At 53.3% G+C, this 24,295-nt stretch carries 31 protein-coding genes and 1 tRNA gene; all 32 read right to left on the reverse strand.

Annotation, left to right across the window (positions count from 1 at the left end; genetic code table 11):
• Positions 1-153 precede the first annotated feature (153 nt).
• The 32 genes from GZH47_RS33830 to ypeB all read right to left on the reverse strand — a co-directional run bounded on the left by GZH47_RS33830 (position 154) and on the right by ypeB (position 24,271).
• Positions 154-321, reverse strand: coding sequence for a hypothetical protein (locus GZH47_RS33830; RefSeq protein WP_192043582.1), 168 nt, complete (start codon positions 319-321; stop codon positions 154-156).
• Positions 322-441: 120 nt separating this feature from the next.
• On the reverse strand, positions 442-1,224 hold the full coding sequence (locus GZH47_RS04550) for a CheR family methyltransferase (RefSeq protein ID WP_162638914.1): 783 nt from the start codon (positions 1,222-1,224) through the stop codon (positions 442-444).
• Positions 1,225-1,263: 39 nt separating this feature from the next.
• Positions 1,264-1,707 (reverse strand): nucleoside-diphosphate kinase, encoded by a 444-nt coding sequence (ndk, locus tag GZH47_RS04555; protein ID WP_162638915.1) that lies wholly within the window; start codon positions 1,705-1,707, stop codon positions 1,264-1,266.
• Positions 1,708-1,728: 21 nt separating this feature from the next.
• Positions 1,729-2,703 (reverse strand): polyprenyl synthetase family protein, encoded by a 975-nt coding sequence (locus tag GZH47_RS04560; protein ID WP_162638916.1) that lies wholly within the window; start codon positions 2,701-2,703, stop codon positions 1,729-1,731.
• Positions 2,700-3,575 carry a menaquinone biosynthetic enzyme MqnA/MqnD family protein gene (locus GZH47_RS04565; protein ID WP_162638917.1) on the reverse strand — a complete coding sequence of 292 codons (876 nt, stop codon included), beginning with the start codon at positions 3,573-3,575 and terminating at the stop codon, positions 2,700-2,702. The genes GZH47_RS04560 and GZH47_RS04565 overlap by 4 nt, the downstream gene beginning before the upstream one ends.
• Complete coding sequence (locus GZH47_RS04570; protein WP_162638918.1) at positions 3,565-4,200, reverse strand: UbiX family flavin prenyltransferase; 636 nt, start codon at positions 4,198-4,200, stop codon at positions 3,565-3,567. Before GZH47_RS04570 ends, GZH47_RS04565 begins: the two co-directional genes overlap by 11 nt.
• Positions 4,194-5,069: a UbiA-like polyprenyltransferase gene (locus GZH47_RS04575; protein WP_162638919.1), complete on the reverse strand. Its 876-nt coding sequence runs from the start codon at positions 5,067-5,069 to the stop codon at positions 4,194-4,196. The genes GZH47_RS04570 and GZH47_RS04575 overlap by 7 nt, the downstream gene beginning before the upstream one ends.
• Positions 5,066-5,782 carry a demethylmenaquinone methyltransferase gene (locus GZH47_RS04580; protein WP_162638920.1) on the reverse strand — a complete coding sequence of 239 codons (717 nt, stop codon included), beginning with the start codon at positions 5,780-5,782 and terminating at the stop codon, positions 5,066-5,068. Before GZH47_RS04580 ends, GZH47_RS04575 begins: the two co-directional genes overlap by 4 nt.
• A gap of 11 nt (positions 5,783-5,793) precedes the next feature.
• The gene (locus GZH47_RS04585; RefSeq protein ID WP_162638921.1) at positions 5,794-6,660 is read right to left on the reverse strand and encodes a heptaprenyl diphosphate synthase component 1; all 867 of its coding nucleotides are present in this window, start codon (positions 6,658-6,660) and stop codon (positions 5,794-5,796) included.
• Positions 6,661-6,772: 112 nt separating this feature from the next.
• Complete coding sequence (locus tag GZH47_RS04590) at positions 6,773-7,306, reverse strand: hypothetical protein (protein ID WP_162638922.1); 534 nt, start codon at positions 7,304-7,306, stop codon at positions 6,773-6,775.
• Between the two features lie 77 nt (positions 7,307-7,383).
• Positions 7,384-7,605, reverse strand: a complete 222-nt coding sequence (gene mtrB, locus GZH47_RS04595; RefSeq protein ID WP_162645072.1) for a trp RNA-binding attenuation protein MtrB — start codon at positions 7,603-7,605, stop codon at positions 7,384-7,386.
• Between the two features lie 130 nt (positions 7,606-7,735).
• Positions 7,736-7,812, reverse strand: a tRNA-Pro gene (locus GZH47_RS04600).
• Positions 7,813-7,971: 159 nt separating this feature from the next.
• Positions 7,972-8,247 (reverse strand): HU family DNA-binding protein, encoded by a 276-nt coding sequence (locus GZH47_RS04605; protein WP_090976740.1) that lies wholly within the window; start codon positions 8,245-8,247, stop codon positions 7,972-7,974.
• Between the two features lie 369 nt (positions 8,248-8,616).
• On the reverse strand, positions 8,617-10,095 hold the full coding sequence (spoIVA, locus tag GZH47_RS04610) for a stage IV sporulation protein A (protein WP_162638923.1): 1,479 nt from the start codon (positions 10,093-10,095) through the stop codon (positions 8,617-8,619).
• Positions 10,096-10,428: 333 nt separating this feature from the next.
• Complete coding sequence (locus GZH47_RS04615) at positions 10,429-11,166, reverse strand: hypothetical protein (RefSeq protein WP_162638924.1); 738 nt, start codon at positions 11,164-11,166, stop codon at positions 10,429-10,431.
• Positions 11,167-11,226: 60 nt separating this feature from the next.
• Positions 11,227-11,574, reverse strand: coding sequence for a 2Fe-2S iron-sulfur cluster-binding protein (locus tag GZH47_RS04620; protein ID WP_162638925.1), 348 nt, complete (start codon positions 11,572-11,574; stop codon positions 11,227-11,229).
• Between the two features lie 71 nt (positions 11,575-11,645).
• Complete coding sequence (locus tag GZH47_RS04625) at positions 11,646-12,245, reverse strand: nucleotidyltransferase family protein (RefSeq protein ID WP_162638926.1); 600 nt, start codon at positions 12,243-12,245, stop codon at positions 11,646-11,648.
• On the reverse strand, positions 12,245-12,541 hold the full coding sequence (locus tag GZH47_RS04630; protein WP_162638927.1) for a 2Fe-2S iron-sulfur cluster-binding protein: 297 nt from the start codon (positions 12,539-12,541) through the stop codon (positions 12,245-12,247). Before GZH47_RS04630 ends, GZH47_RS04625 begins: the two co-directional genes overlap by 1 nt.
• 47 nt (positions 12,542-12,588) lie before the next feature.
• Positions 12,589-12,768 carry a DUF2768 family protein gene (locus GZH47_RS04635; protein WP_162638928.1) on the reverse strand — a complete coding sequence of 60 codons (180 nt, stop codon included), beginning with the start codon at positions 12,766-12,768 and terminating at the stop codon, positions 12,589-12,591.
• A gap of 203 nt (positions 12,769-12,971) precedes the next feature.
• Complete coding sequence (locus GZH47_RS04640; protein ID WP_162638929.1) at positions 12,972-13,256, reverse strand: stage VI sporulation protein F; 285 nt, start codon at positions 13,254-13,256, stop codon at positions 12,972-12,974.
• Positions 13,257-13,621: 365 nt separating this feature from the next.
• Positions 13,622-14,644: an NAD(P)H-dependent glycerol-3-phosphate dehydrogenase gene (locus tag GZH47_RS04645; RefSeq protein WP_162638930.1), complete on the reverse strand. Its 1,023-nt coding sequence runs from the start codon at positions 14,642-14,644 to the stop codon at positions 13,622-13,624.
• Between the two features lie 12 nt (positions 14,645-14,656).
• Positions 14,657-15,256, reverse strand: coding sequence for a glycerol-3-phosphate 1-O-acyltransferase PlsY (gene plsY / locus GZH47_RS04650; protein ID WP_162645073.1), 600 nt, complete (start codon positions 15,254-15,256; stop codon positions 14,657-14,659).
• 163 nt (positions 15,257-15,419) lie between these two features.
• Positions 15,420-16,742 (reverse strand): ribosome biogenesis GTPase Der, encoded by a 1,323-nt coding sequence (gene der, locus GZH47_RS04655; RefSeq protein ID WP_162638931.1) that lies wholly within the window; start codon positions 16,740-16,742, stop codon positions 15,420-15,422.
• Between the two features lie 149 nt (positions 16,743-16,891).
• On the reverse strand, positions 16,892-17,077 hold the full coding sequence (locus GZH47_RS04660) for a capping complex subunit for YIEGIA (RefSeq protein WP_162638932.1): 186 nt from the start codon (positions 17,075-17,077) through the stop codon (positions 16,892-16,894).
• Positions 17,070-18,008 carry a YIEGIA family protein gene (locus tag GZH47_RS04665; RefSeq protein WP_162638933.1) on the reverse strand — a complete coding sequence of 313 codons (939 nt, stop codon included), beginning with the start codon at positions 18,006-18,008 and terminating at the stop codon, positions 17,070-17,072. The genes GZH47_RS04660 and GZH47_RS04665 overlap by 8 nt, the downstream gene beginning before the upstream one ends.
• 2 nt (positions 18,009-18,010) lie before the next feature.
• Positions 18,011-18,640 (reverse strand): YphA family membrane protein, encoded by a 630-nt coding sequence (locus tag GZH47_RS04670; RefSeq protein ID WP_162638934.1) that lies wholly within the window; start codon positions 18,638-18,640, stop codon positions 18,011-18,013.
• Positions 18,641-18,835: 195 nt separating this feature from the next.
• The gene (gene rpsA, locus GZH47_RS04675; protein ID WP_162638935.1) at positions 18,836-20,095 is read right to left on the reverse strand and encodes a 30S ribosomal protein S1; all 1,260 of its coding nucleotides are present in this window, start codon (positions 20,093-20,095) and stop codon (positions 18,836-18,838) included.
• Between the two features lie 108 nt (positions 20,096-20,203).
• The gene (locus GZH47_RS04680) at positions 20,204-20,779 is read right to left on the reverse strand and encodes a lysophospholipid acyltransferase family protein (protein ID WP_162638936.1); all 576 of its coding nucleotides are present in this window, start codon (positions 20,777-20,779) and stop codon (positions 20,204-20,206) included.
• Between the two features lie 3 nt (positions 20,780-20,782).
• Positions 20,783-21,478: a (d)CMP kinase gene (gene cmk / locus GZH47_RS04685; RefSeq protein WP_162645074.1), complete on the reverse strand. Its 696-nt coding sequence runs from the start codon at positions 21,476-21,478 to the stop codon at positions 20,783-20,785.
• 340 nt (positions 21,479-21,818) lie between these two features.
• The gene (locus tag GZH47_RS04690; protein ID WP_162638937.1) at positions 21,819-21,995 is read right to left on the reverse strand and encodes a hypothetical protein; all 177 of its coding nucleotides are present in this window, start codon (positions 21,993-21,995) and stop codon (positions 21,819-21,821) included.
• Positions 21,996-22,121: 126 nt separating this feature from the next.
• The gene (locus tag GZH47_RS04695) at positions 22,122-22,772 is read right to left on the reverse strand and encodes a flagellar brake protein (RefSeq protein ID WP_162638938.1); all 651 of its coding nucleotides are present in this window, start codon (positions 22,770-22,772) and stop codon (positions 22,122-22,124) included.
• Positions 22,773-22,930: 158 nt separating this feature from the next.
• Positions 22,931-24,271, reverse strand: a complete 1,341-nt coding sequence (gene ypeB, locus GZH47_RS04700) for a germination protein YpeB (RefSeq protein WP_162638939.1) — start codon at positions 24,269-24,271, stop codon at positions 22,931-22,933.
• Positions 24,272-24,295: the final 24 nt, after the last annotated feature.

The following is a 24,295-nucleotide window of genomic DNA, read 5'->3' on the forward strand; positions in this document are numbered from 1 at the left end:
TATGTATGTCAGGTCTCAAATATCTTTGCTCATTATAGTATAGCGTCTGGCGTTTGACAAGAAAATGCAAGCCTAGCAGCAGCCTCCTGACGAAATAAAAAACTGCCCTTACCGCCTTCAATAAGGCGATAAGGGCAGCCGGCGCTCGGCACTCTATCCGTTCACGGATTGTTTGCCGCGCGTTAACTGCGAATCGGAGGTCAAGTTGGGATCGTTCATAAGCCCTTTCATTTGACCTGTATCAATGCCAAGAATTTGGGCGCATTCGTGGACGCTGATAAATCCCCTTTTATACGCCGCAATGACTTTGCGTTTGTCCATGCTGCACCTCCCTAAGGTAGAATGGGAAGAAACTTGCCGCGCCGCCTCGAGATGCCGGCGTCCGTTTCTTCTTACTACGCTCAGTATTGGAGATGCTGGTAATTCCTATACATGGCCTCGCTACGCTTTGCGCCGGTAGAAGAAGGTTTCCGCCGGCTCGAAGTCGTATTGGCCCGGGGAGAAAATTTGCTCCGTGCTGCCAACGAACAGCAATCCGCCGGGTTTGAGCGCTTTGGAGAACTTGTGATACAGCACATGCTTCGCTTCTTCCGTGAAGTAAATCATCACATTGCGGCACACGATAATATCGAAACCGCTGTCGAACGTATCATGAAGCAAATTTTGCTGCTTGAACGTAATGATTTTTTTCAAAGCGTCCGTTACCACGACTTCGCCTTGATTATGTTTATTGAAATAATTCGTCATATAATTGCGTGGAACGTCCCGGATGGAACGATCCTGATAGATGCCTTGCGCCGCTTTCTGGAGCACGAGCCCGTCTAAATCCGTTGCCAGAATCGACACTCGGTCCTGCGCGCCAAGCGCGTGCACGATCATCGACAGCGTATAGGGTTCCTCGCCGGTCGAACAAGCAGCGCTCCAAATTTTCACCCGGCCGCCGTTCTTCAACGTCTCCGGCAGAAACTTCTTCTCCATCGCTTCCCACCGGTTTGGATTGCGCCAAAACTCGGAAACATTGATCGTCATTCGATCCAGAAACTCGTTCATCAGTTTCTTGTCCCGGTTCATCTCGGTGAAATAAGCGGCGAACGTGTCGAAACCGTATTTTTGCCGCAGCGTCGTCAATCGGCGCTTCATCTGCGCTTCTTTATACTGCGATAGATCAATGGCCGTCTTTTCCTTGATTCGTTCAATAAAGAGTGAAAAGTCTTTATCCTCCAAGTCGATTTCCCCCGCAGCAGACGCTTCGTCGCAAAATAATTAAATCCACTGTCCGATCGATTGCGTATAGTCCTGCAATTCTTCGGGCTTGAAGAAGATATCGATTTCCCTCTTCGCGCTCTCCACCGAGTCGGAACCGTGGATCAAATTGAAATTCGTATGAATCGCATAGTCGGAACGTATGGTTCCGGGCGCCGCATCCAGTGCGTTCGTTTTACCGATCATGGCACGCGTAAGTCCGATAACGTTATCCCCCTGCCACACCATGGCGAACACGGGACTTGACGTCACGAACGCTACAAGCGGTGGATAAAAGGGCTGCCCGATATGTTCCGCATAATGGCGCTCTGCGATTTCCGGCGTAATGCGCATGAATTTGGCGGCAACAAGTTTCAATCCTTTGCGTTCAAAGCGCGACACGATTTCGCCGATTAAACCGCGCTGCACGCCGTCAGGCTTTACCATAAGAAATGTTCTTTCCATTCGAGATCCCTCCTAGGCACTTTAGTAGTTTCGTTTGGCTACAAAATACGCGATATCGGTTAAATTCTTCTTCGCCGGAATGCTCGGCAGACCGCTCAGCGCATCGATCGCCTTGGCGATGTACCTTGCGGCCATCCCTTCCGCGGTGCGAATGCCGGCGCTCTTACGTATTAAGTTCAACGCACGTTTCGTTTCACCTGCACCATTCGACAATTGAATCCGATTTATTTCCTCCTGCAGTTCCGCGGCGATCGCGGGCTCCCGCAGCGCAAGCAGTACGGGAAGCGTAATGTTCCCTTGCCGAATATCGGAACCCGGAGGTTTGCCGATTTGCTTCTCCGTTCCCAGCAAGTCGAGCAAATCGTCGCTGATTTGGAAAGCCATGCCGAGATTGTAGCCGAAACGATACAGCAGATTCGCCGTTTTCCGATCTGCGCCTGAAGCGATGGCGCCAAGCTGGCAGCTGATCGCGATCAGCAGCGCCGTCTTGCGCCTTATGCGAAGTAAATAATTGCGGACGGATTGCTTGGTATTGAAGAAATCGCGGATTTGCTCCATTTCACCGATGCACATTTGCACCATGGCTTTGGACAATATTTGATGAATCTGAGGATTCTCAAGCTCTGTTATGATGGTAAGCGCCTTGCCGTATATGTAATCTCCGGTGTACATCGCAATCCGATTGTCCCACTTGGATTTGACGGTCAACTGGCCGCGCCGGGTGTCGGCGTTATCGATAACGTCGTCATGCACCAGCGAAGCCATATGAATGAGCTCCAGCGGCACTGCGACCTTCTCGAGCACGTTCAAATCGTAATTCCCGAATTTGCCGGACAGCAGCAAAATAACAGGACGAATACGCTTGCCGCCGGCTTTAAGCAGATGCGTCGACGTATCGCTCAATAACGCGTGTTCGGACGTGACGCTCCGCGCGAGCTGAGCTTCGATGACATCCAAGTCGCTTTTCATTTTGGCGTAAATATCAAGTAGTCTCATTCGTTCTTCACCTTTAGAGCGGCTTGGTCCTGGAAGAAGCGCATTTGCACCTCATGCGGCAGCAATCCCAGCTGATGCGCATATTCGAAGTACAGCGTCAGTCCCGCCTGCTCGTCCGATCCGAAATTGTAGTGTAACTCATTAAAATAACGATTCCAATAAGCAGGTTCACCGCCCAATTGCGCACAGGCTTTTTCGATCAAAGGCGTTAGATTGCGCAGACTCCGTTCTTTGCTCTCGGTCAAAGCGTGCAGCACGTCGGACACCGCTTCGGGGTCGCCTTCGGCAATTTCCTTGCGAACTGCAACCAGCGCGAACGTCATCCCGTAACCGGTCCAATTACGCCACAGCTCGCCCAGATCGATGACGGTTAATCCTTTATCTTTCTCTTTGTTCGCCCACGAAGCATGAATCGCCGTATCGCCGATCAGAAGCGCGGCGTCCGCTTGTGCAAGCATTTCATCGAGCGAAGGCTCCATCGTAACGTAGGAGGGCTCCGCTTGATAGTACAGTTTCATCAGGATCTTAAGCAGGTTTACCGAAGTGGCAGACGTCGCAGTCATGGCGATCCGCCCTTTCAATACTTGTTCCAGCGGCTTCTTCATGAACAGCAGGATGGAATTGACGCGGCCTTTCGCGCTGACGGACAAATCCGGCAGCAGCAAATAGTTGTCGGCATTCTCCGCATACGCGAAGGAGGACATCGACGTGATGTCGATCTCGCCTTGTCTCAGTGCACGGTTCAGCGCGGCCGGTACCCGCTTCTCGATCCGAAAGCGATCCTCCGGCAGCTGCTGCTCCGCGTAATGAAAAATTGGCCATACATTCGCATAGTCAATGCGGCCGACCGTGATCGGACGATTAGTTCCCATGCTGTTCATCTCCCCATCTTCTGTACAAATCATGCTCCAGCGGAAGCTGATCAAGCACTTTCCCTACCATAAAATCGATCATATCGTCCATGCTTTGCGGCCCGTAATAAAAAGCCGGCATTGCCGGGATGATTTTGACACCTAGCTTAGCGAGCGTAAGCATATTTTCCAAATGAACGGCGTGCAGCGGCGTCTCGCGCGGGACGATGAGCAGCTTGCGGCCTTCCTTCAGCATAACATCCGCGGCGCGCGTCATCAAATCGTCGGAAATACCGTGAGCGACCGACGCGAGCGTACCCATGGAGCAAGGAATAATGATCATGCCTTCCACGCGAAACGAACCGCTTGCGATCGATGCTCCGATATCCGCATTGGGATGCAGCGTCAGACGACGTTGTTCCATCGCTTCTTCGAAATGCGCTGACAGCGCGGCTTGGCGCTTGGTCGTATCCCAGCCAAGCTCTTCCTTCAGCACCCGCCAGCCTGCCTCGGTGACGACCAGATGCACGTCGATGCCGCTTTCCAGCAGGCAGCGGATCAGACGAATGCCGTACACGGAGCCGCTAGCTCCCGTGATGCCAACCACCCAGCGCTTGCGCGCTGCGCCGTTGCCTTCTCCTACCATTCGTGAAGCACCACCAGATCAAGCAGCGTAAAAGCGAACAGCGTAATGCTCAGCGCTCCGTTCATCGTGAAGAATGCGGTTTGCACCCGGCTGATGTCGTTCGGCTTCACGAGCAAATGCTCGTACCACAGAAAACCTACCGAGGCCACGGCGCCGATCAAATAAATCCAACTTAAATCGGTTAACCAGTATAAAGAAATAAATCCGACGGCGGTCAGAAAATGAAACCCGCGCGCAATTTGCAATGCGTTCTTCAATCCGAAACGAGCCGGAATGGAAAACACCCGTTCGCGGCGGTCGAATTCGAAATCTTGACATGCGTAAATGGTATCGAAGCCGGCCAGCCAGCAGACAACCGAACCATACAGTACCCAAGCTCCAGGCTCCAGACTTCCTGTAATGGCTATCCAGCCGCCGAGCGGCGCCAAGCCAATCGTTATGCCGAGCACGACATGACAAAGCCATGTAAAGCGTTTCGTATACGAATAAAGAACAAGGAAGAAGACCGCGATGGGCATCAGCTTCATGCAGATGGGATCCAGCTGCGAAGCCGCGATAAACAGCACGACAAAGGACACCGCGATGAACACGACGACTTCGCCGGCTTTAAGCAGCCCGGCCGGTATCGCCCGTTTCGCGGTGCGCGGATTCTTAGCGTCGATAACGCGGTCGACGACCCTGTTCAGGCCCATTGCCGCGCTGCGCGCCCCGACCATAGCTAGAAGAATCCAACCGATTTCCGCCCAGCTTGGCATCCGCCCCTCCATCATGACGGCTCCGAGCATTGCGCCCATAAACGCGAAAGGCAGTGCGAAAATCGTATGTTCAACCTTAATCATTTCCAATATAATGCGAGTTTTGCGTATCATCCTTTGTCCGTTCCCTTCGTCCCCGTGTGTAAGGCCGCTACGCCTCCGAACAGCGGATAGGCGTGCACGTTACGAAGACCGATTTCACGGAACTTTTCCGCCAGCTGATTGGAATCCGGGAATGCCTTAAGCGACTCCGGAAGCCACTTGTACTGCTCATATTTGCCGAACAGCTTGCCTAACGTCGGCATGATTCGCTCGAAGTATAAATAATAAATGGCCTTGAATGGCTGCCACAAGGGCTTGGACGTTTCCAGGCAGACCACTTGTCCGCCTGGCTTCACGACGCGCATCATCTCGCGAAGAACCTGTTCCAGGTCCGGAACGTTCCGCAATCCGAAGCCGATCGTCGCGAAATCAAACCGGTTGTCCTCGAAAGGCAGCGCCATTGCATTACCTTGATGCAGCGAAATCTGCTGATCGAGACCCTCCCGATTCACCTTTTCCTTGCCGACCTCCAGCATGTTCTGGCTAAAGTCGAGTCCGACGATGCCGCCGGTTTCGCTGGCTCTTGCCAGAGCGATGGTCCAATCGCAAGTGCCGCAGCACAGATCGATCGCCGTTTGACCCTTCTGCACATTCATCTTGCGCATCGTGAATGCGCGCCATGCCTTATGCCTGCGGAAGCTGATCAAGTCGTTCATCAAGTCGTATTTCGGTGCTATGCTTTCAAATACGGCATGCACGTGTTCTTCTTTCGATTTGGATTGCATCGTCTGTCACCTTACCTTCTCTCGTTGAGGGCGGAAGCCGCCGGCAGAAGCGGACGCAGGAACGTCTCGCCGATCTGTTGCAGTTCGCGCATGAGCTTATCGGAATCGAGCCGCGCGACGATGGCTTGCACTTGCGATACGGACTGTCTGAGCTTCTCTGTCAGCTGACCGCGGACATCGTAGTTAGACAGCAGCGAGGTAACGAATGACAATTCTTCGTGCTTATCGTTCAGCTTGCGCTTCTCCTCGTCCGTGCCGACATTCAGCACATGCCAGTAGCCCCAGCTGTTGTTGAACTGCTCCGGTTTGTCGCTGCGCTGCAATTCTTCCATGACGACTTCGCAGCGGCCGAGCCCTTGAAGCAGCTCCATCCATACGCGAGTCATCTTCTCATCCAATATTTCTGTGAAAACCGTAAAAAGTTCGGTTTTCACTTGAACGCATTGATTCAAGTATTCTTCTGCCGTCAGCTTAAGCTGCTTCATTCTCATGTAGAAATTAACTTTGATCTTGTTCACTTCGCATACGCCGTTGCTGATCCGGCGGATCATGCCCACCTGGCCTGCCTGGGCGAGCAGCTGATAGAAACGACTGCTGTAATAATCGCCAGCGAGGATTTTCAATTGGCGCGATCGCATTTCCTTCTCGGCGACCCGACCCGATTCGTCGATCATATCATGGGTATCCATGCCCAGCTGAACGAGCGAAACGACCAACGCGTAGAGTTCGCTGTGCAGAAGCGGCGTACGTTGATTCGATAAAAAAGCAAAGAGCAGCCTCGTTCGCGTGTCAGGAAACTCCGGCAGCTCCGTATGGGCTTGAATCATATCGTAGTCGACGTATTTCTTCGCGATCTCGGGTATTTTGTATGGTTTCATTGGCCTAGCCTCCGGACAATTCAGCGTATGAAGAAACGGTTGCCGCCCGTTATCCATGCGGCGAATCGGGTTCAATAATCTAAACAATTATAGCATTATGTTTGTCGTTTCGCTACAACTGCGAAGCGGACAAACGCAAGCGCCGACGCCAGATTTCGTCTTGAAACGGCTTTGCTGCGCTTAAGTTTGACAGTTCTGTGGACAACCAGGCATCGGTGCGCCTGACATCCACCGCGGCAAGCAGCCGCGCATCGCCGCGCACGTCATCCGACTCCGGCTGAAGAGGCGCAACGAACCGGACAAGAACCCGGCTTACGTTGTCCGTCCGAATGAATGCGAGCTCGAACAGCCGCTGCAGATCGTCCATCCATCTGTCTACAGCATTCCCATATTCCTCATTCGATAAATCTACGGTCAGCACCGATCCGTTCCATGCGACTTTCTTCACTTTCAATGCCAAATGCAAGCTGATCATGGAATCGACCACGGTGTTCGAGCTTAGCCGTTTGACGGGCACGGGACGAAATACGGATACGTCGCCCGCGTTCCTCGCCGTTCGGCTGTCGGCCTGCGGCAGCACCGATATGACCAGCGTAATCACAAGCGTCGTGAGACACGCATAGAGAAGCCCTTTCCAATGCGACATGAACCATCCGTCCTTCGCGCATAGAATGTCCTGCTTCTCTTAGTGTACAAACTAAAAAAGCAGGCTATGCCTGCTTTTCAATCAACATCCGTATCCACGGTCCCGTATTTAGTTAGAACCGTCGCTTTGCCGCGGATTTTGATGGCCGACGTATGATCCGTGAACTGACAGATAAGCACTTCGCCTTTATCGAGCTTCTCGGTGTGATGGAATTTCGTATCCTGACCGCGAGTCAAGCCAATGACCTGCACGCCCTGCGCTTTTGCTTTAACGACGATATATTCGCCATTTTGATCCATCATCTACACTGTCCCCCTAATAAGGTCGGTATTCGGATTGGTACGATCAGAACACATACTTCTATTTTAAAAAACTGCCCTCGAATATCTTCGTCGAGAAAGCAGCCATTGCTTGCGATATTGCGAGAACTGGTCGGGTGTACCGGATTTGAACTGGCGACCTCTACCACCCCAAGGTAGCGCTCTACCAAGCTGAGCTAACACCCGATGCGCGTCGTACAGCCCCCTAAGCCGGAACCGCAAACAACAGTCTACTGGAATTACTTACACTTGTCAATAGAAGTTCAGGCATAGAGTCCGTTAGCTCCCGGGTACGACAAACGTCCGGATGCAGGAAGCAACCGGACGTTATCAAATCGGAATTTCTTATTTGGAAACCAAATCTTTAAGAGATTTACCGGCTTTGAAAGACGGGATTTTGCTGGCCGGGATATCGATCTCCTCGCCCGTTTGCGGGTTGCGGCCTTTACGCGCCTCGCGGCTTTTCACCTCGAAGTTTCCGAAGCCTACCAATTGTACTTTATCGCCGCCTTGCAGCGAGTCGGAGATGGCGTCAAAAACGGCATCAACCGCTTTGGAAGCATCTTTCTTGGAAAGGTCAGTCAATTCGGCTACTTTCGCAATCAGTTCCGTTTTGTTCATTTCTTTCACCTCCCCTGACGGCAGTTCAAAGGCACATCATTATCATTCTGTGTTACCGAAACCCCGGAATTTATACCTGAAGGCCCCGGTGAGAAGAAATTCCGGTATGTGCAATTCCTGCATACTGAACCTAGAACAGATTTATAGTAATACAGTTGCCTATACGATTTCAAGAGGCAGGAGGCGTTTACCCCTAAGAATCGCTGTTTTTTCAACGTTTTTTTGAATTCTGGACATATGATCCGCCATTATTCTGTCGCCGATTGGAGGGAATGCAAGATTCTTCCCTTCTTCCCCGCCGCTATCGACAACGCGGTTCCGAATTCCGGACAACAAAAAGAGACACGCAATCGCGTGCCTCCCGTGTACTTATAGGATAATCGCAATGAGGCCGCCGGAGCCCTCGTTAATGATTCTGCCCAGCGTTTCCTGCAGCTTGTAGCGGGCATTGTCCGGCATCATGGCGATTTTGCCTTGAATGCCTTCCCTTACGATGGAGTGCAGCGATCGGCCGAAGATATCGGACTCCCAGATTTTGATCGGGTCGTTCTCGAAGTCCTGCATCAGATACCGGACGAGCTCTTCGCTTTGTTTCTCCGTCCCGATGATCGGCGCGAATTCGGATTCGACGTCGACGCGAATCATGTGGATGGACGGCGCGGTCGCCTTCAGTCTGACGCCGAATCTGGAGCCTTGGCGAATGAGCTCCGGCTCGTCGAGCGCCATCTCCGCAAGCGTCGGAGCCGCGATCCCGTAACCCGTCGTCTTGACCATCTCCAGCGCTTCCGCGAATCTGTCGTACTCCCGCTTCGCATGAGAGAAGTCCTGCATCAGCTGGAGCAGGTGATCTTTGCCGCGAATTTCGACGCCGACCACTTCCATCAGGATTTGGTCATACAGCTCATCAGGTGCGTAGAGATCAATCTCCGCGACACCCTGCCCCATGTTCATGCCGCTCAAGCCTGCCCGTGCGATAAACTCGTATTCCATGAACTGCGACACGACGCGGTCTACGTCCCGCAAGCGGCGGATATCCTTGACCGTATCGCGTACGGAATTCTCGTAGTTGCTGCGCAGCCAGTGATTGTCGTTGAGCACCATGACCCAGCTCGGGAGGTTGACATTCACTTCGTGAACAGGGAACTCGTAGAGCACCTCGCGCAGGACGGACATGACCTCTTCCTCGCCCATGGACGCCACGCTGAGCGTAATGACCGGTATATCGTATTTCGCTTGCAGCTCGCTTCGCAGTTGAAGCGCTTCTTCACTCTTCGGACGCGTCGAGTTGACGATCAGCACGAATGGCTTGCCGACCTCTTTCAGCTCGCCTACGACGCGTTCCTCGGCTTCCACGTACGAACTGCGCGGTATTTCGGCAATCGTGCCGTCGGTCGTAACGACGACGCCCAGCGTGGAATGCTCTTGAATGACTTTGCGCGTGCCGATCTCGGCGGCCTCTTGGAACGGAATCGGTTCCTCGAACCATGGCGTCGTTATCATCCGAGGGCCATTCTCGTCTTCGTAGCCTTTCGCCCCGACGACCGCATAGCCGACGCAATCGACCAGCCTGATGTTTACGTCAAGCCCTTCGGCTACACGCAGCTGTACCGCTTGGTTCGGCACGAATTTCGGCTCTGTCGTCATGATGGTTTTGCCCGCTGCGCTCTGAGGCAGTTCATCGATAGCTCTTACCCGATCGGCATCATTCGTGATGTTCGGCAGCACAACCGTCTCCATGAACCGCTTGATGAAGGTTGATTTGCCTGTGCGGACTGCACCAACGACGCCGAGGTAAATATCCCCGCCGGTTCGTTCGGCAATGTCCTTGAAAATGTCCACTTTCTCCACTGAATATCCCCTCCCAATCGTATTTCGCCTGTACATGGACGTACCGTAACTGCTGCTTTCCTCCTGCTGCGTGTCGTCAGGTTTCGCCGCTACCCGCCTGCCGCGAGAGCTTGCAAGCGACGCAACTCGTACATGATTTTGGACTAGTAATAGCTTATTGCGACTGTCTCATGTTTATGACGACCAGAGGGATGAAATCTTTCGATTTCCAAGAGCTTCGTTCCCGTTACGCCTTCCAAGATTGAGATATATGAGAGGAAAACCTCAGCTATGCCTGAACGGCAAAAAAACTCCTGCCCGATTGGGCAGGAGCGAATGGTTCGCGCGCGATTGCTAGTGCAATTTCAGTACGGCTTGCGGGTCATCGCCCACGAGTTTATAGATCGGCGATTTGACCGGCACGAAGTCGGAGCTGTCGACCAGGAGTGCGCGAAGATCCGCGTCTTTTCCGGGCTTTTTGCCTTCATCGAGCTTCGTGAGCTGCTGCATAATGTCCGGTCCGTAATCGAGGTACACCTTCCCGTCCGAACCCAGCATCGCCGTCAACAGACTGCCGCTGAACACGCTCCGCAGCTCCGGTTCTTTAAGGTCCAAGGCATCGTAATCGATGGCCGTAAACGACGGATACATCGCCTCGCCGGCCGGCAGCTTGCCGCCATGCGCATCGGAGTAAGCCTTCACGGCAGCTTCCAGATCGTTCGTCTTCTGATAGAGAACGAGATTCATCAGCTTGATGGTAGGATCCTTCTCTTCATTGATGACGAGATAATAGTAGCTTCCGCCCTTCTCGAAAGCCGAATCGGGAATCGACGACATATAATTCATCCGCTGCAGCTTGTCGAAATCGACCTTGAACTTCTCGTAAACCGGCGTCGTCTCTTCGCTGTTCTGAATGGGAAGAAGACCCGTGTCCTTCTGAAATTGATCTACGACCGTTTGTACGTTTAAGATTGCGTCTTTCGGCGGCTTCTGGTATTGTCCCAGCTGATCCTTCGGATATAAACAACCGGACAACAGGGCAGTCATGCATGCGAGCACGATGGCTGCCGCCGCGCTTCTTAAGCCTTTCATGATACGATTATCCTCCTAAGTTGCATAGGCGGGCAGTTTCGACTGAGCGGAACGACCAGCCTACCATAATTCATCGTCTTCCGCCTGGCGCATCATCTGTTTTCGAACAGCAGCGCGAAACGGGTCTTCCGGCACCTCTACGACGGCGCGGCCGAACACTCTTGCCTGGCAAGCGAGCCTTGTCCCCGAACGGTCAAGACCCGCCAGCTTGCGGCGTTCGTTGTCATTGAGAGGCGAGAGCCCCGAAGAACTATGCGGCATCGTCACCTTGCACATCAGACATGCCGCTTTGCCGTCGCAGCGCGTACGGATCGGAACCCCGGCTCGACGCGAGGCATCGAGCACGGTCGTTCCAGCGCGTACCACGACGCTGCGTCCGGAAGGGAGGAACATTATTTCCACATTCATGGGAACCCCTGCTTCCATCGTCTTCTCGTTCTTCGTCAAAAACGAAAACGGCTATCACCATCTATTTCTATCTATTTGTCGTTCAAGAATTGCGTTAATTCGTGCTGCAGAGCAGCGGAGAACCGATTCCTGGCGGCGATCAGCCGCAAGGCAGCCTCGTGGAGCCCAAGCTCCTCCCGCATGCGTTGGCCGATCAGCTCTACCCGATCGCTCCTGCCCCGGAGCAAATTAAAACAAAATTCATGAGCCAGCGGCACAATCCCGACGTCATGCCGGCCTGCTGCAACCGTCGTTCGCAAAGGCTCCAATATGTCTTCGACCTCGACGGTATACCGGTCCGTGTCCGAAGCGACAACAAAACCGCCGACAAGCTCGACTTGTACACCTTGAACGTCATAATGGCTCAGCAGCGAGCGATAAATCGGGCTAATGTTCAGCTGCTGCTCGTCGACCGCATAGGGCTTAAGCGCCTTATGGATCGCCTTGGCCGCCTCGTCGTCTGCGTAAAGATCCAGATCGCGGGGAGGCGACGGCAGCTCCAGTCCGCGCAGCAGCAGTCCTGTGCTGCCGCCTACCAGCCATTTCGCTTTCGTCGATGAAACCGCGCCGGCAATGACGGCTAGCGCGTTCTCCAACGATTCGGCGATCGGTTCCGACCCTGGTCCCGTCATCAGAAATAAGGCCGGTTCGCCGCTTTAATGAAGCCTGCTCCGGATTTCACGATAGCTTGGCATCCCAGACGGTAACCCTCTTCCAATTCTTCTTGCTCCAATCGGTCCCACTCTTCATCCGTTACTTCTTCCAGAAACTCAGCGCCTTCCTCGATCAGGCAGCGGCATCTGGCGCATGTTCCGCGCGTACAGGAGAACGCCCAGTCCAAGTTATGCTTCATCGCAGCATCCAGCAGAGACAATCCCGCTTCCGCTTCGACCGTTATCGTTTTCGTTCGGCTTTTCAGTTCTAGCATCGGTTTATTCGTCCTTTCTTCTTCACGATTCGTTCGCAATGACCCCGTTACGTGATGGAGATAAGTCCGAGAAATCCGCCGATCACTAGAAACAGAAACGCGGTCAGCGACAACGCCATCCGCAAAATGCCTTTCGTCTTGAACCTGGCAAGCGAAATCATGACGGCTGCCAGCGCCATCAGCCCGATGCCCACGAAGGAAACCCACATTTTCATCATTGGATCCATGACAACTTCTACCACCTTGTACATCCGATATTCGTTTCATTATACACTAGTGTCGATTAATGGGCTACTTTTGCGTCGTACTGTCCGGATGTGCGAAACAAGGCTACGTGTATGCATGCTGTCATTAAGAGAAAGACTCCCGCCCGGCGCGATAGCGGCACTGCAGCTGCAATGCCGAACTGCGCTTTGCGGAAGTCTCTCCGTTACTTCTTGAGCAGCATCATTTTCAGCAGCATTTCCATGTTGTTCATATTCATGCCGCTTTTCTTAACGGCGCCAACTATATCGTTGATCGTTTTCTCCGTCACGGGCACCTTTGCCATTGCAGAGACGGATTGGATCAGCTTGCGAAGTTCGTCTTCGTCCTGCATCGTATTTTCAGTCACGCCGCTCGCAAGCTTCTTGACCGCATTCTCGGAGACCGGCTTGCCGGTCTTCTTGTTAACGGCGCTCAGAACGTCCTTGGATAAATCCTTTTTACCGCTCATCGTTTCCCTCCTCCACGCTATAACGGCGATACTTGCGTATCAGCTTTAGCTCCACTTGGGTGCTTATAGCAGTTTATGAAAGAGGGCCTTTGATGGTGCGGGCCAGGATGCATGGGCGAGCAGTACTTTCAATGCGAAAGATAATTCGCATTAGGTACGACCAGCCTAGGATGCATAGGCGAGCAGTACCCTTCATGCGCGTATGTATAACCGCCATCCGGTACGACCAGCCCAGGATGAATGGTCGAGCAGTACTTTCAATGCGAAAGATAATTCGCATTAGGTACGACCAGCCTAGGATGCATAGGCGAGCAGTCCCCTTCATGCGCGTATGTATAACCGCTCATCAGGCACGGCCAAGCTCCCTATATACCCGCGGTATCTTCCGTCTCGTGCGTACGGCCTCTGCCCATCAGCGATTCGACCGCGCTGCGCGGCGTCTTCTGCTGGAAGAGCACTTGATACAGCTGCTCCGTAATCGGCATCTCTACGCCAAACTGATGCGACAACTCGCGAGCGGTGCTTGTCGTCCGCACGCCTTCCACGACCATGCCCATCTGGCTGAGCACATCATCCAGCGACAGCCCTTCCGCAAGCAAGGAGCCCGCCCGCCAGTTGCGGCTGTGCTTGCTCGTGCAAGTCACGACAAGATCTCCGACGCCTGCAAGACCCGCGAAGGTCAGCGGATTGGCGCCCATGGCATTGCCGAGGCGGCTAATCTCCGCGAGGCCGCGCGTCAGGAGGGCGGCTTTCGCATTGTCGCCGAAACCGAGGCCGTCCGTTAATCCGGCGCCCAGCGCGATGATGTTCTTGATCGCGCCGGCCACTTCAACGCCAACGACGTCTTTATTCGTGTATACGCGAAAATAATTCGTAATGAACGCGTCCTGCGCCCGCTCGGCAGCTTCCTTGCTGGTCGAAGCGACGACGACGGTCGTCGGCAGCTTGCGGACGACTTCTTCCGCGTGGCTCGGACCCGATAATACGACGAGCCGGTCATCTCCGAGAGACAGTTCTTCCGACAATACCGTCGTCATCCGTTTATATGTACCGGATTCAAAGCCTTTCGTCGCATGAACGACGATCGCATCGGCGTCCAGGAACGGAGCGGCTTGTTTGGCGACGTCGCGCATCGCGGCGGACGGCGCCACGAAGAGCACGAGCTCCGCTCCGCTGACAGCCTGGCCCATATCCGTCGTAGCGGTTATTCTGCTCGGAAGAACGGCATCTTTCAAATATCTGCTGTTCGTCCGGTGCGTATTGATTTCATCCGTCTGCGCCTCGTTGCGCGACCATAAGGCGACATTGAAGCCGTTATCCGCCAGCACGGCGGCCAAAGCGGTGCCCCAGCTTCCGGCGACGAGAACGGCTGCTTTACGATTAGACATATGCGTGCCTCCTTACCCTTTTCTGGCGCCAAGCTTGTTTTCCTTGCCTTGCATCAGCTTAACGATATTCGTACGGTGACGAACGAACGCGAGCAGGCAGATCACGAGCGCCGCCCAAACGTAAGATTGCGGTTTGTCCCCGAAATTCCAAATGAAGATCGGCACCAGCAGCGCAAAAATCAAAGAACCGAGCGATACAAACCGCGTAATCGCGATGGAAACGATCGCAACGACGCCGGCAACCAGCGTAGGCACGATCGCAAGCGAAGCCATTACGCCAACTGTAGTCGCGATGCCTTTGCCTCCCTTGAATCCGAACCAAACCGGCCAGTTATGGCCTGCGATTGCGGCCAAGCCGCACAACGCCGGCCCCCAGTCGCCTCCGGCTGCATAGATGCCTAGAATAACAGCAACGATGCCTTTCGCGATATCGAGCAGAAACACCGCGATCCCCGGGCCTTTGCCAAGAACGCGAAGCGTGTTGGTCGCACCGGCGTTGCCGCTGCCGTAATTGCGAATATCGATGCCTTTAACCCATTTTGCAATGAGTATACTGAATGAAACCGACCCTAATAAATAACTGATGAGAACTGTAAGCACAGTGACCACGATTCGCTCGCCTCTTTCGAAAATGTCCTAGTGGGCTTCTGCTCCTGCATTGCTGCGTATAAGCATCAACCTCATTCCTTGCGTGAACAGGGAAACTGGTGCCCTTCTATTAAGGACACCAGCTTCGCTTTCGAAGTCTCCGCTCCGTGCGCGTTTACGCCCGGGCTTAATCTTCGTCTGATTTTTTGCGGGTAAAGATTCGAACCGGTGTCCCTTCGAACTGGAACGCTGCCCGGATTTTGTTCTCCAAGTAACGTTCGTAGGAGAAGTGCATCATATCCGGATCGTTCGCGAACAACACGATCGTCGGCGGCTTCACCGCAACCTGGGTCGCATAGTTGATGCGCAGGCGTCTGCCTTTGTCGGACGGCGGCGGATTGATCGCAATCGCATCCGATACGACGTCGTTCAGCAGATGCGTCGGAATGCGCATCGCGTGCTGCTCCGATACATGAACGACGACCGGCAGAAGCTTGTGAAGGCGCGATTTCGTCAGTGCCGAAAGGAAGATAACCGGCGCGTACGTCATGAACAAGAAATGATCGCGGATATTCTTCTCGAACTGCTGCATCGTCTTGTCGTCCTTCTCGACGGCGTCCCACTTGTTGACGACGAAGATCGCCGCTTTGCCCGCTTCATGCGCATAACCGGCAATATGCTTGTCCTGCTCGATGATGCCTTCCTCGCCGTTGATGAGCACGAGTACGACATCGGCGCGTTCGATTGCTTTGAGCGCGCGCATCACGCTGTATTTCTCTGTCGTTTCATACACTTTGCCGCGTTTGCGCATACCAGCCGTATCGATCAGCACGTACTTCTGTCCGTCCTTCTCGAACGGCGTGTCGATCGCATCACGAGTCGTTCCGGCAACGTTGCTGACGATTACGCGTTCTTCGCCCAGCAGTGCATTGACGAGCGACGATTTCCCGACGTTCGGACGGCCGATAAGCGCGACTCGAATGACGTCATCCTCATATTGCTCGTCTTCGATCTCGGGCAGCTTCTCGACGGCTGCATCCAGCAAATCTCCGATGCCGATGCCATGGGCACCGGAAATCGCGATCGGGTCGCCGAAGCCGAGATTGTAGAACTCGTAGATATCGTCTCTGCGGTTCAAATTGTCTACTTTGTTAACCGCTACGACGATCGGTTTGCGCGAACGAAGCAGCATTTGCGCGACTTCGTCGTCCGCATGGGTAAGACCAACCTTGGCGTCGACCATGAAAATAATGACATCGGCTTCTTCGACGGCCAGCTCTGCTTGCATGCGGACGGACTTCATGATTTCGTCCTCGCCGTCGATCTCGATACCTCCAGTATCAACGATACTGAAAGCTCTGCCGTTCCATTCACCGGTACCGTAAAGCCGGTCCCGGGTCACTCCAGGCTTGTCTTCTACGATCGCTAACCGGTCTCCGATGACGCGGTTGAATATCGTAGACTTACCCACGTTTGGCCGCCCAACGATGGCGATAATGGGTTTAGACATAGTTTCACTCCTCAATATAGAAACGGCTGCATGCCGTTTTAGTAAGCGGGACTTGATAGATCCCTATAGTGCATGGGTGAACCAAGAAGGGGCTTTCTCCATACTCACGCCTACCATCATAGCAAAAAACAGCGGGATTGGCTAACATTTCATTCCGCACGGTGATCAACGAGAATGTAATTCCCGTTTTTCAAATCATGTGCGATCGCATCCAAAATCTTCTCCAGGAGGAATGCTGTCGATTCCCGTTTTTCTTTGTCGCTTTCAACGAAAATCGGCGCTCCGCCGGCGACATGGTCATGCGAATCCGTGACGATCGCTACGATTTTAGCCATGTTGCTTGCTCTCCCCTTGATTGACGCTCGCTTCGGTCGGCATGCGTACAGCGGATTCGAGGATCGGCACTTTCAGAACGACGGCCTTGGCCTTCGCCGGATCCTTCTCCTGCGGCAGCAGGAATACCGCCAACCGGCCGTCCTTGATGTCCAGCTTCGCCATCGGAACGAGCGCAGGCTCGCCATCGTCGCGGTACACGCCGAGAATGGTGGATAAATCGAATAAAATCGCCTGCCGCTGGCCGAGATTGCTGAGCGTCGCTTTTCCATTGGGATTATACGGCGTCAGTATGATGCCAAGCCCTCGTTCCGCGATGATTTGTTGGTTCGAGGAAAGTCCTACGTTCATGATATAGACATCGCCGACGTATAGATCCGGACCATCCACTTTCACTTCGGCAATCTCCGCTTTCGCTATGTGAGCAATGGATTTGCCTGATTTCAAAGAATTAACGAGCACCAATGTCAGCACGCCCATCGCGATGCCGAACGGAAGACCGAGTGCCAGCGAGGCCAGACTCGTCAGCAGCGACGATAGAATAACCAAGTAATTGCGGCCTTCAAAAACCATCGCGATCCCTTCAATGTAAGTCGAGCCGCGCTGCACAAGCTCCATGCTGTCGATTTTGGTCAGCGTTTGGCGCTCCATGTTGCGCACATCCCGAAATTGCTGTGCCGCCAGCGTCAGGAAGGTTATCGCCGTAAAGTCTTTCTTATACAGCGCCGGTATCGCCACGGCTCCGAGTGAAGCAGCTATGACGCCAAGCGAAATATGAATGATGCGCCCGTGGGGATATGTAGGGTATTGGCGATAGTCCGTTCGAAGCATCATGAGGCGTGAACCCAATCCGAAGGCCACGCCGAGCATGATGCCATACAACACATGATGAGGCTGACCCGATTTCAAATGCGTCCATATATGTTCCCACATCGTTACGAGCTTCCTCCTTCTTCGCTTGAACGTATGTCTGCTAAGCGTAACGCTTTTTCTTTCAGCCACGATTTGATGCTTCCCATGACTCTTGCGGCCGTCAACGCGATCGCTAGTCCGTCCCACCATGCCAGTGAACCGATCTGCAGCGGAGCAGCATGCGCGGCCGGTCCCAGATAATGACTGCTTAACGCGATCACGGCGCTGAATACGACAAGGATGAAATGAGACCTGAAGCGGTCGACGAGCAATCCAGCGAACAAGCCGGCAAGCACGGGACCGTCCCAACGCGGATGGATAACGATGAATACGGGATCCATGCTGTAGATATAACGCATCCAGGTCCACATGAACCCGGTCAACAGCGCAGAGAACAGAATGTAGAGCATGTTCCCCGGCATGCGGATGGAGATGAGCAGGATGACCGCTGTTCCGATTGCAAGCACTGCGCCGCCGGATATCACGAACTGATCCTGCACGGCAATCGTGATGAATTGCAGCACGCAGGACGAGCCGATAAACACGCCAAGGAGGCGGAGCGGCATGCCGTCCGCAACGGCCTGTTCCCATCCGGTAAAATATAGAATCGCCGCCATGGATAAGAGCCATAAGGCAATGAAACCGTCGTTCATGCTTCTCCCCCCTTTATTGCCTTTATTATGCGCTGTTGGCCATTCTCCTTATCCCCTCGCAGCGGCGCAATTGAACGCAAAAAAGCCGTTACTATCGCTGCTGCGATAGTAACGGCTTCTATTGTTGGAATCGTTCCTTGGAACGATCTGCTATCGTTCCTTGGAACGATCTGCTATCGTTCCTTTAGGAATCGATTATTTCAAGTTTTTCAGCTTGTCGCCGAAACGCTCAGCCAGCGTGAAGCTCATGCTTTCGTTGCTGAGGCTTACGTTCGGGTTGTTCAGCTCGACTTTAGGGCCGCGCGAACCACGGTCTCCGCGATCGCTGCGTTCGCCGCGCTCTCTCTCAGGACGAGCTGGTTGTTCCGGCGCTTCTTCTGTTTCTTTAATGCTCAGGCTAACGCGTTTCTCGGCCGGATTAAAGTCCAGAATTTTCGCTTTCACTTCTTGGCCTTCTTGAACAACTTCATTTGGCGTAGCCACGTGACGGTGCGCAAGTTGGGAGATGTGAACGAGACCTTCAACGCCTGGCGCGATTTCGACGAATACGCCGAAGTTTACGATACGGCGCACAGTACCCGTAACGATGTCGCCAATGTTGAATTGACCGTTCGCGGAATCCCAAGGACCTGGTTGAGCCGCTTTGATGCTAAGGCTGATTTTGCCTGCAGCCGGATCCACTTTCAGTACTTTCACGCGTACGGATTGGCCTTCAGCAACGACATCCTTCGGATGTGCAACATGCTGCCAGGACAGTTCGGATACGTGAACGAGGCCGTCGATGCCGCCGATGTCAACGAATGCGCCGAATGGCGTCAAGCGTTGAACCGTACCGTCGAGTTCTTGACCTGCTTGCAATCCGCCGATGATGGATTGTTTGTTTTGCTCGAACTCTTGATCCAGTACTTCTTTCGCAGACAGGATCACTTTATTGTTCTCGCGGTCGATTTCTTTCACTTTTACGCGGATCTTGCGGCCCTTGTAATCGCTGAAATCTTCTACGAAATGACGTTCAACCATGGATGCAGGGATAAATCCGCGCACGCCGATATCTGCAACCAGACCGCCTTTAACGACGTCGGCAACCGTAACTTCAAGCACTTCGCCGGCTTCGAATTGGCCTTGCAGTACATCCCATGCTTTCTCGCTGTCGATGGCTTTCTTCGAAAGAACGAGCTTTTCTTTCTCGTCATCGATGCTGACGACTTTCAATTGCACTTCTTGACCTACTTGAACAGCATCAGTTGCGCTGTCCAGTTGAATCGAGGAAAGTTCCCGAAGTGGAATCACACCGTCATATTTATATCCAAGGCTAACAGTCACTTGGTTATCTTCGATTTTGACGATCGTACCATTCACGATGTCCCCTTTTTTCAAGGACACGAAATTATCCAAAGCATCCTGGCTAATTGTTTCCGCTGCTGCGGACTCTTGAACTTTTGTTTCTTCTGACATTTGAAATAACCTCCTCAATTCATACCCCAACTTTATTTAAACGTGAAGCCGCCGCCCTGAAACAGCATGGACGGGCCCACCGTTTAAAACATGAATAACGTGTAATGATTACCCTTCCTTGACCATCCTGCGAATGTTGCTCATGATGGTTTCCGTCACTCTCTCCAGCACATCGGAAGATGAATCTTGAATGAAGTCCGACATATCGATGGGCTTGCCATACTTGATACGCATCTTACGGAAGATATTGTACTTTCCGATAATGGCGACCGGGATAACCACTGCGCCGCTTCTTAAAGCAATCATGGCAGCGCCCTTCTTGCCTGCGCTGTCACCTGCGGACCTGGAACCTTCCGGGAAGATTCCCATCACTTTGCCTTCCTTCAACAAAGTGATCGCCGTGCGGATGGCCTCCTTGCTGACCCCTCCCCGTTTGACGGGAAAAGCGCCCAAAGAACGGATAAACGGCCCGAACACGGGTACGTTGAACAGCTCCGCCTTTGCCATGTAGTGAACTTTGCGGTTCACTTTGGTGCCAACGGTCGTCGGATCAAGCAGGCTGATATGATTGGAGCAGAGAACGACGGGACCGGAAGAAGGAATGTTCTCCAAGCCGCTTGCTTCGAATCGGAAAAGGACGGCGTAAATGATGCGCAGCAAACTGCGACAGATGCTATATAGCATAGTTTACTTCGCCTCCACCGTTTTGGTTCGGCATAAGTCTAGAATAAGTGCAACGACTTGGTCGATCGAAAGCTCTGTGCTGTCGATCACTTCCGCATCCTTCGCACAAATCAAAGGCGAAATTTCCCTGCGCTCATCGCTGCGGTCGCGCTCCGCGATCTCCTGTTCCAGTTGCTGCAGCGGCACGGCTTCGTTCCCGCTCAGCTCTTGAAACCGTCTAAGCGCGCGCACCTTGACGCTGGCGACAAGGAATACCTTTACTTCCGCATTCGGCAATACATGCGTGCCGATATCACGGCCGTCCATGACGATGCCTTTGGCATCTGCCAGTCCCCGCTGAAGCTCGACCAACTTGAGTCTAACGGGTTCGTGGGAAGCGATTTGCGATACGATCAGCGTCACTTCGCGAGTCCGGATTGCTGACGTGACATTCTCGCCATTCAGCCAAACTGTCTGTCCTTCGTCGCCAGGCGCAAGCACGATCTTCAACGTTTGAACGAGCTGACCCAGCCTGTCCGAATCGTCAGGGGTGATACCCGCACCAATTGCTGCATAAGCAACAGCCCGGTACATCGCACCCGTATCAATGTAAATGTAACCAAGTTGTTCAGCGACTTTACGGGCAACGGTGCTCTTACCGGCTCCTGCCGGACCATCGATTGCCACATTAATACGGCCGCTGATGCTTCCCCCATTCATGCCCAAGCGGTGTTTGACCTCCTTGAAATTCGGGCAGCGGCTGCCACCTTGCTCTAATCGTCATTAAAAAAGCAGGCATTGCCTGCGATAGTAAAAATTATACCACAGCCTTCTAGGAAGTGCAAAGAACGCGGACAGGCAAGGTGAAGTGGCACGTGCCATCCTAAAGGCGGCACTTGCGCACTTCATTCCGGAGAAATACAAGCCTAGGATAAGTTGAAACTACTTATAGGTTCCTGAATTTAAAGAAGAAACGGCAAGGCCGTCCTAGCGGGCGGCGGAGCCGTTTCTTTCGATAACGATATAAGCCGCTCGGAGGTGTGCCAGGCACTACTGCCAGCTAGAAAGGCGTCCCCTCCAGCCGGTCTACGCCGGTCACCCATAGGCGGACTTGCGGAATTTGCAGTGCCAGCTGACTTGCCGCAATGGCGATCAGCAAGACGATTACAATGATTTTCAATACGCTCGTCACGTAATCGGCAAGCGCTATGTATTCCTTCTGCGTCTTATGCAGCACGAACGATTCCTCCCAGGCCGACACGCCGTTTCAGTACATTATCGAGAGGCGGACCCATGCGGCCGAGCCCCGGATAAGGCTAGTTTTACCACGGAAGGAATCCTTATTCATACTTGTGCGGAATTATCATTTTCGGTAGTCGAGCTGCCGTTCGAAGCAGAAGCGGATGATTCGCTGGCGCTCGCTATCCAATATTTTCGAGAATTTCGCCATCACTTGATGCTTGCCGTTCTCGAGCGTCTTGACCCGCACGACTTCCGCCTTGAACTGGGAGTGATCGACCGACCCATTGCGGTAAGGAACGAGCAGCCAGCAGTCAAGCTCTGTTCCTTGCCCGATCGGCCACTTCGCGTCGACCATGAAGGAAATGCCGCCTCCGCCTACGTCGTCGGTCAAACCGATGAAACGAATATTGCCGGACAGTTTAATCGCAATCTCAAGCTCGGCGGCAACCCGGAGGAAATGCCTCCGTTGAATTTTAGTGATGGATTCCGTTTCCGGCTTGCGGATGCGAATCAAGCGAAACGTATCTTCTTTGAACCCGAGCACATGCGTATTGAAATAGTTCTTTACGCCCTCTTGTGAAATAAAATGAGCGGAAATTTCGTCTCCGAGGAACAGCCGCTTCAATCGTCCCGTCCCCTCATGCAGGGGAACCTCGATAAGCAGTTCATCGTCGGTGCCGTCCGCAATTCTCGCTTTATATTCCAACGCAGCCTCTTCTTCGTCGGATGACGCAATTTGCAAGTATAACATTTGATTAATTACTGGCAGCATATGGTTTCCCCTCCCCTTGTTCGATTATAGCACAGCATGTCGAAATTTGGGGAGAGAGGGAAAAGGAACAAAAAAGACGTGCCTGGAGTCGCATATCGAAAGACGCCGCTTCAACAACGTCTTCCGATACGCCCTCTGGCGCGTCCCGTATACCACTGTTATTCCGGAAGCTGCTCGATGTTCTCTTCCACGCCGCTGTCCGCATTTACGTAAATTTTATAGACCGCTCCATTTATTTTGCCGACAAACTCATAACAGAGCACTTCCTGATCCGCGTCATTCTTAATCAGCGCCAGCTGCTCCCGCGATACTTTGAAATCGGGATTGAGCGAGACCCGCGCATCCGCGCTCATCAGCTTCGGCTTCGGCAGTTTGCGTTTACGGTGCTCGTACACGTAATCTGCAGCCTGAATGGCCACGGCCTCCCCGTTATCGCGCGCGATTTTGACCGTCAGCTTGGCCGGGTAGATGAGTACGCCGTCCTGCGTTTCAACATAGGTAAACGTCGCCGTGGCGTTCCCGTCATCGTAAGAGACGGCCTTCATTGCAGGATAGCCGTGGCGAGCCAGAAAATCCGATGCTTTCTGCTTCGCATCCTGAATGCTGATCACGGATTTGCCGATATCGCGCGGATTCTCGAACCAGATCAGTTGAGCGCCCTTCTGCGAGTAGTCCAGCTCGATCGGATTGTCGGCCTTGTTTGCCTTATAGGTTGCGGAGAAGGACGAATATTCGGTCCCTTTGCCATTCTCCACGACGCGGATCTCGTTGGCCTTGGCTTCGTCAAGCTTCAGAAATTTCGCCGCGAGGCGCTTTACTTCTTCGGGCGTGCTCATCTGGCCGCCCAGCATCTTGACCGTCCGCTTCTGGTACATGCTCGCGACCGAAGGCCCCCAGTCCAGCTCCGGATATTCGCTGACCTTCTTGTCCACGGTTTTGAACCCGTCGATAATCGAGTTGTCCCCCGGCTGTTTTTCCGTGGCGAGCGCGGTTTCGACGTCCATCCAGCGCAAATTGTTGCCGATGACTTTCTCTTGCACGCCGTAAAGCGACTTAGAAATGTACTCGGAATCCGCATACAGCGTCTTGAGCGTTTTGAACTCGTTCGGGCTGAGCGGCTGTTTCGTTAAGTCTCTGACCGAAGTCTTGTACGAGAAATTGGCGATTTTGGACAGGAACTCTTCCGTCTTGCTGAAAGGAAGAAGCGTAAGCGGCAGTTGATTGATTTCGTTCTGCGCCTCGCTCGTCAGCCGCCAAGTATTGACCAGTCCTTTGCGCTGAAACCCTTGGGAGGCGCTGTTGACGGCAAGCGTGTTGCCAAGCTCGCGATGCAGCTGGTCCACGTGGTAAGACAAGTCGTGAAAGGCGCGCTGGTACTGGTTTTCGGCCTTGATCAGTATGGAGTTTTTCTCTTGGTGCTCCTGGTAGCCCCAATAGATGGAGCCGATGAAGAACAGCGTCATGACCGGGAAAAGCACCGCGCTTAAGCGACGATACATATAGCAAAAGCTCCTTTCGTATGC

The organism is Paenibacillus rhizovicinus, from assembly GCF_010365285.1.
Classification (GTDB): domain Bacteria; phylum Bacillota; class Bacilli; order Paenibacillales; family Paenibacillaceae; genus Paenibacillus_Z; species Paenibacillus_Z rhizovicinus.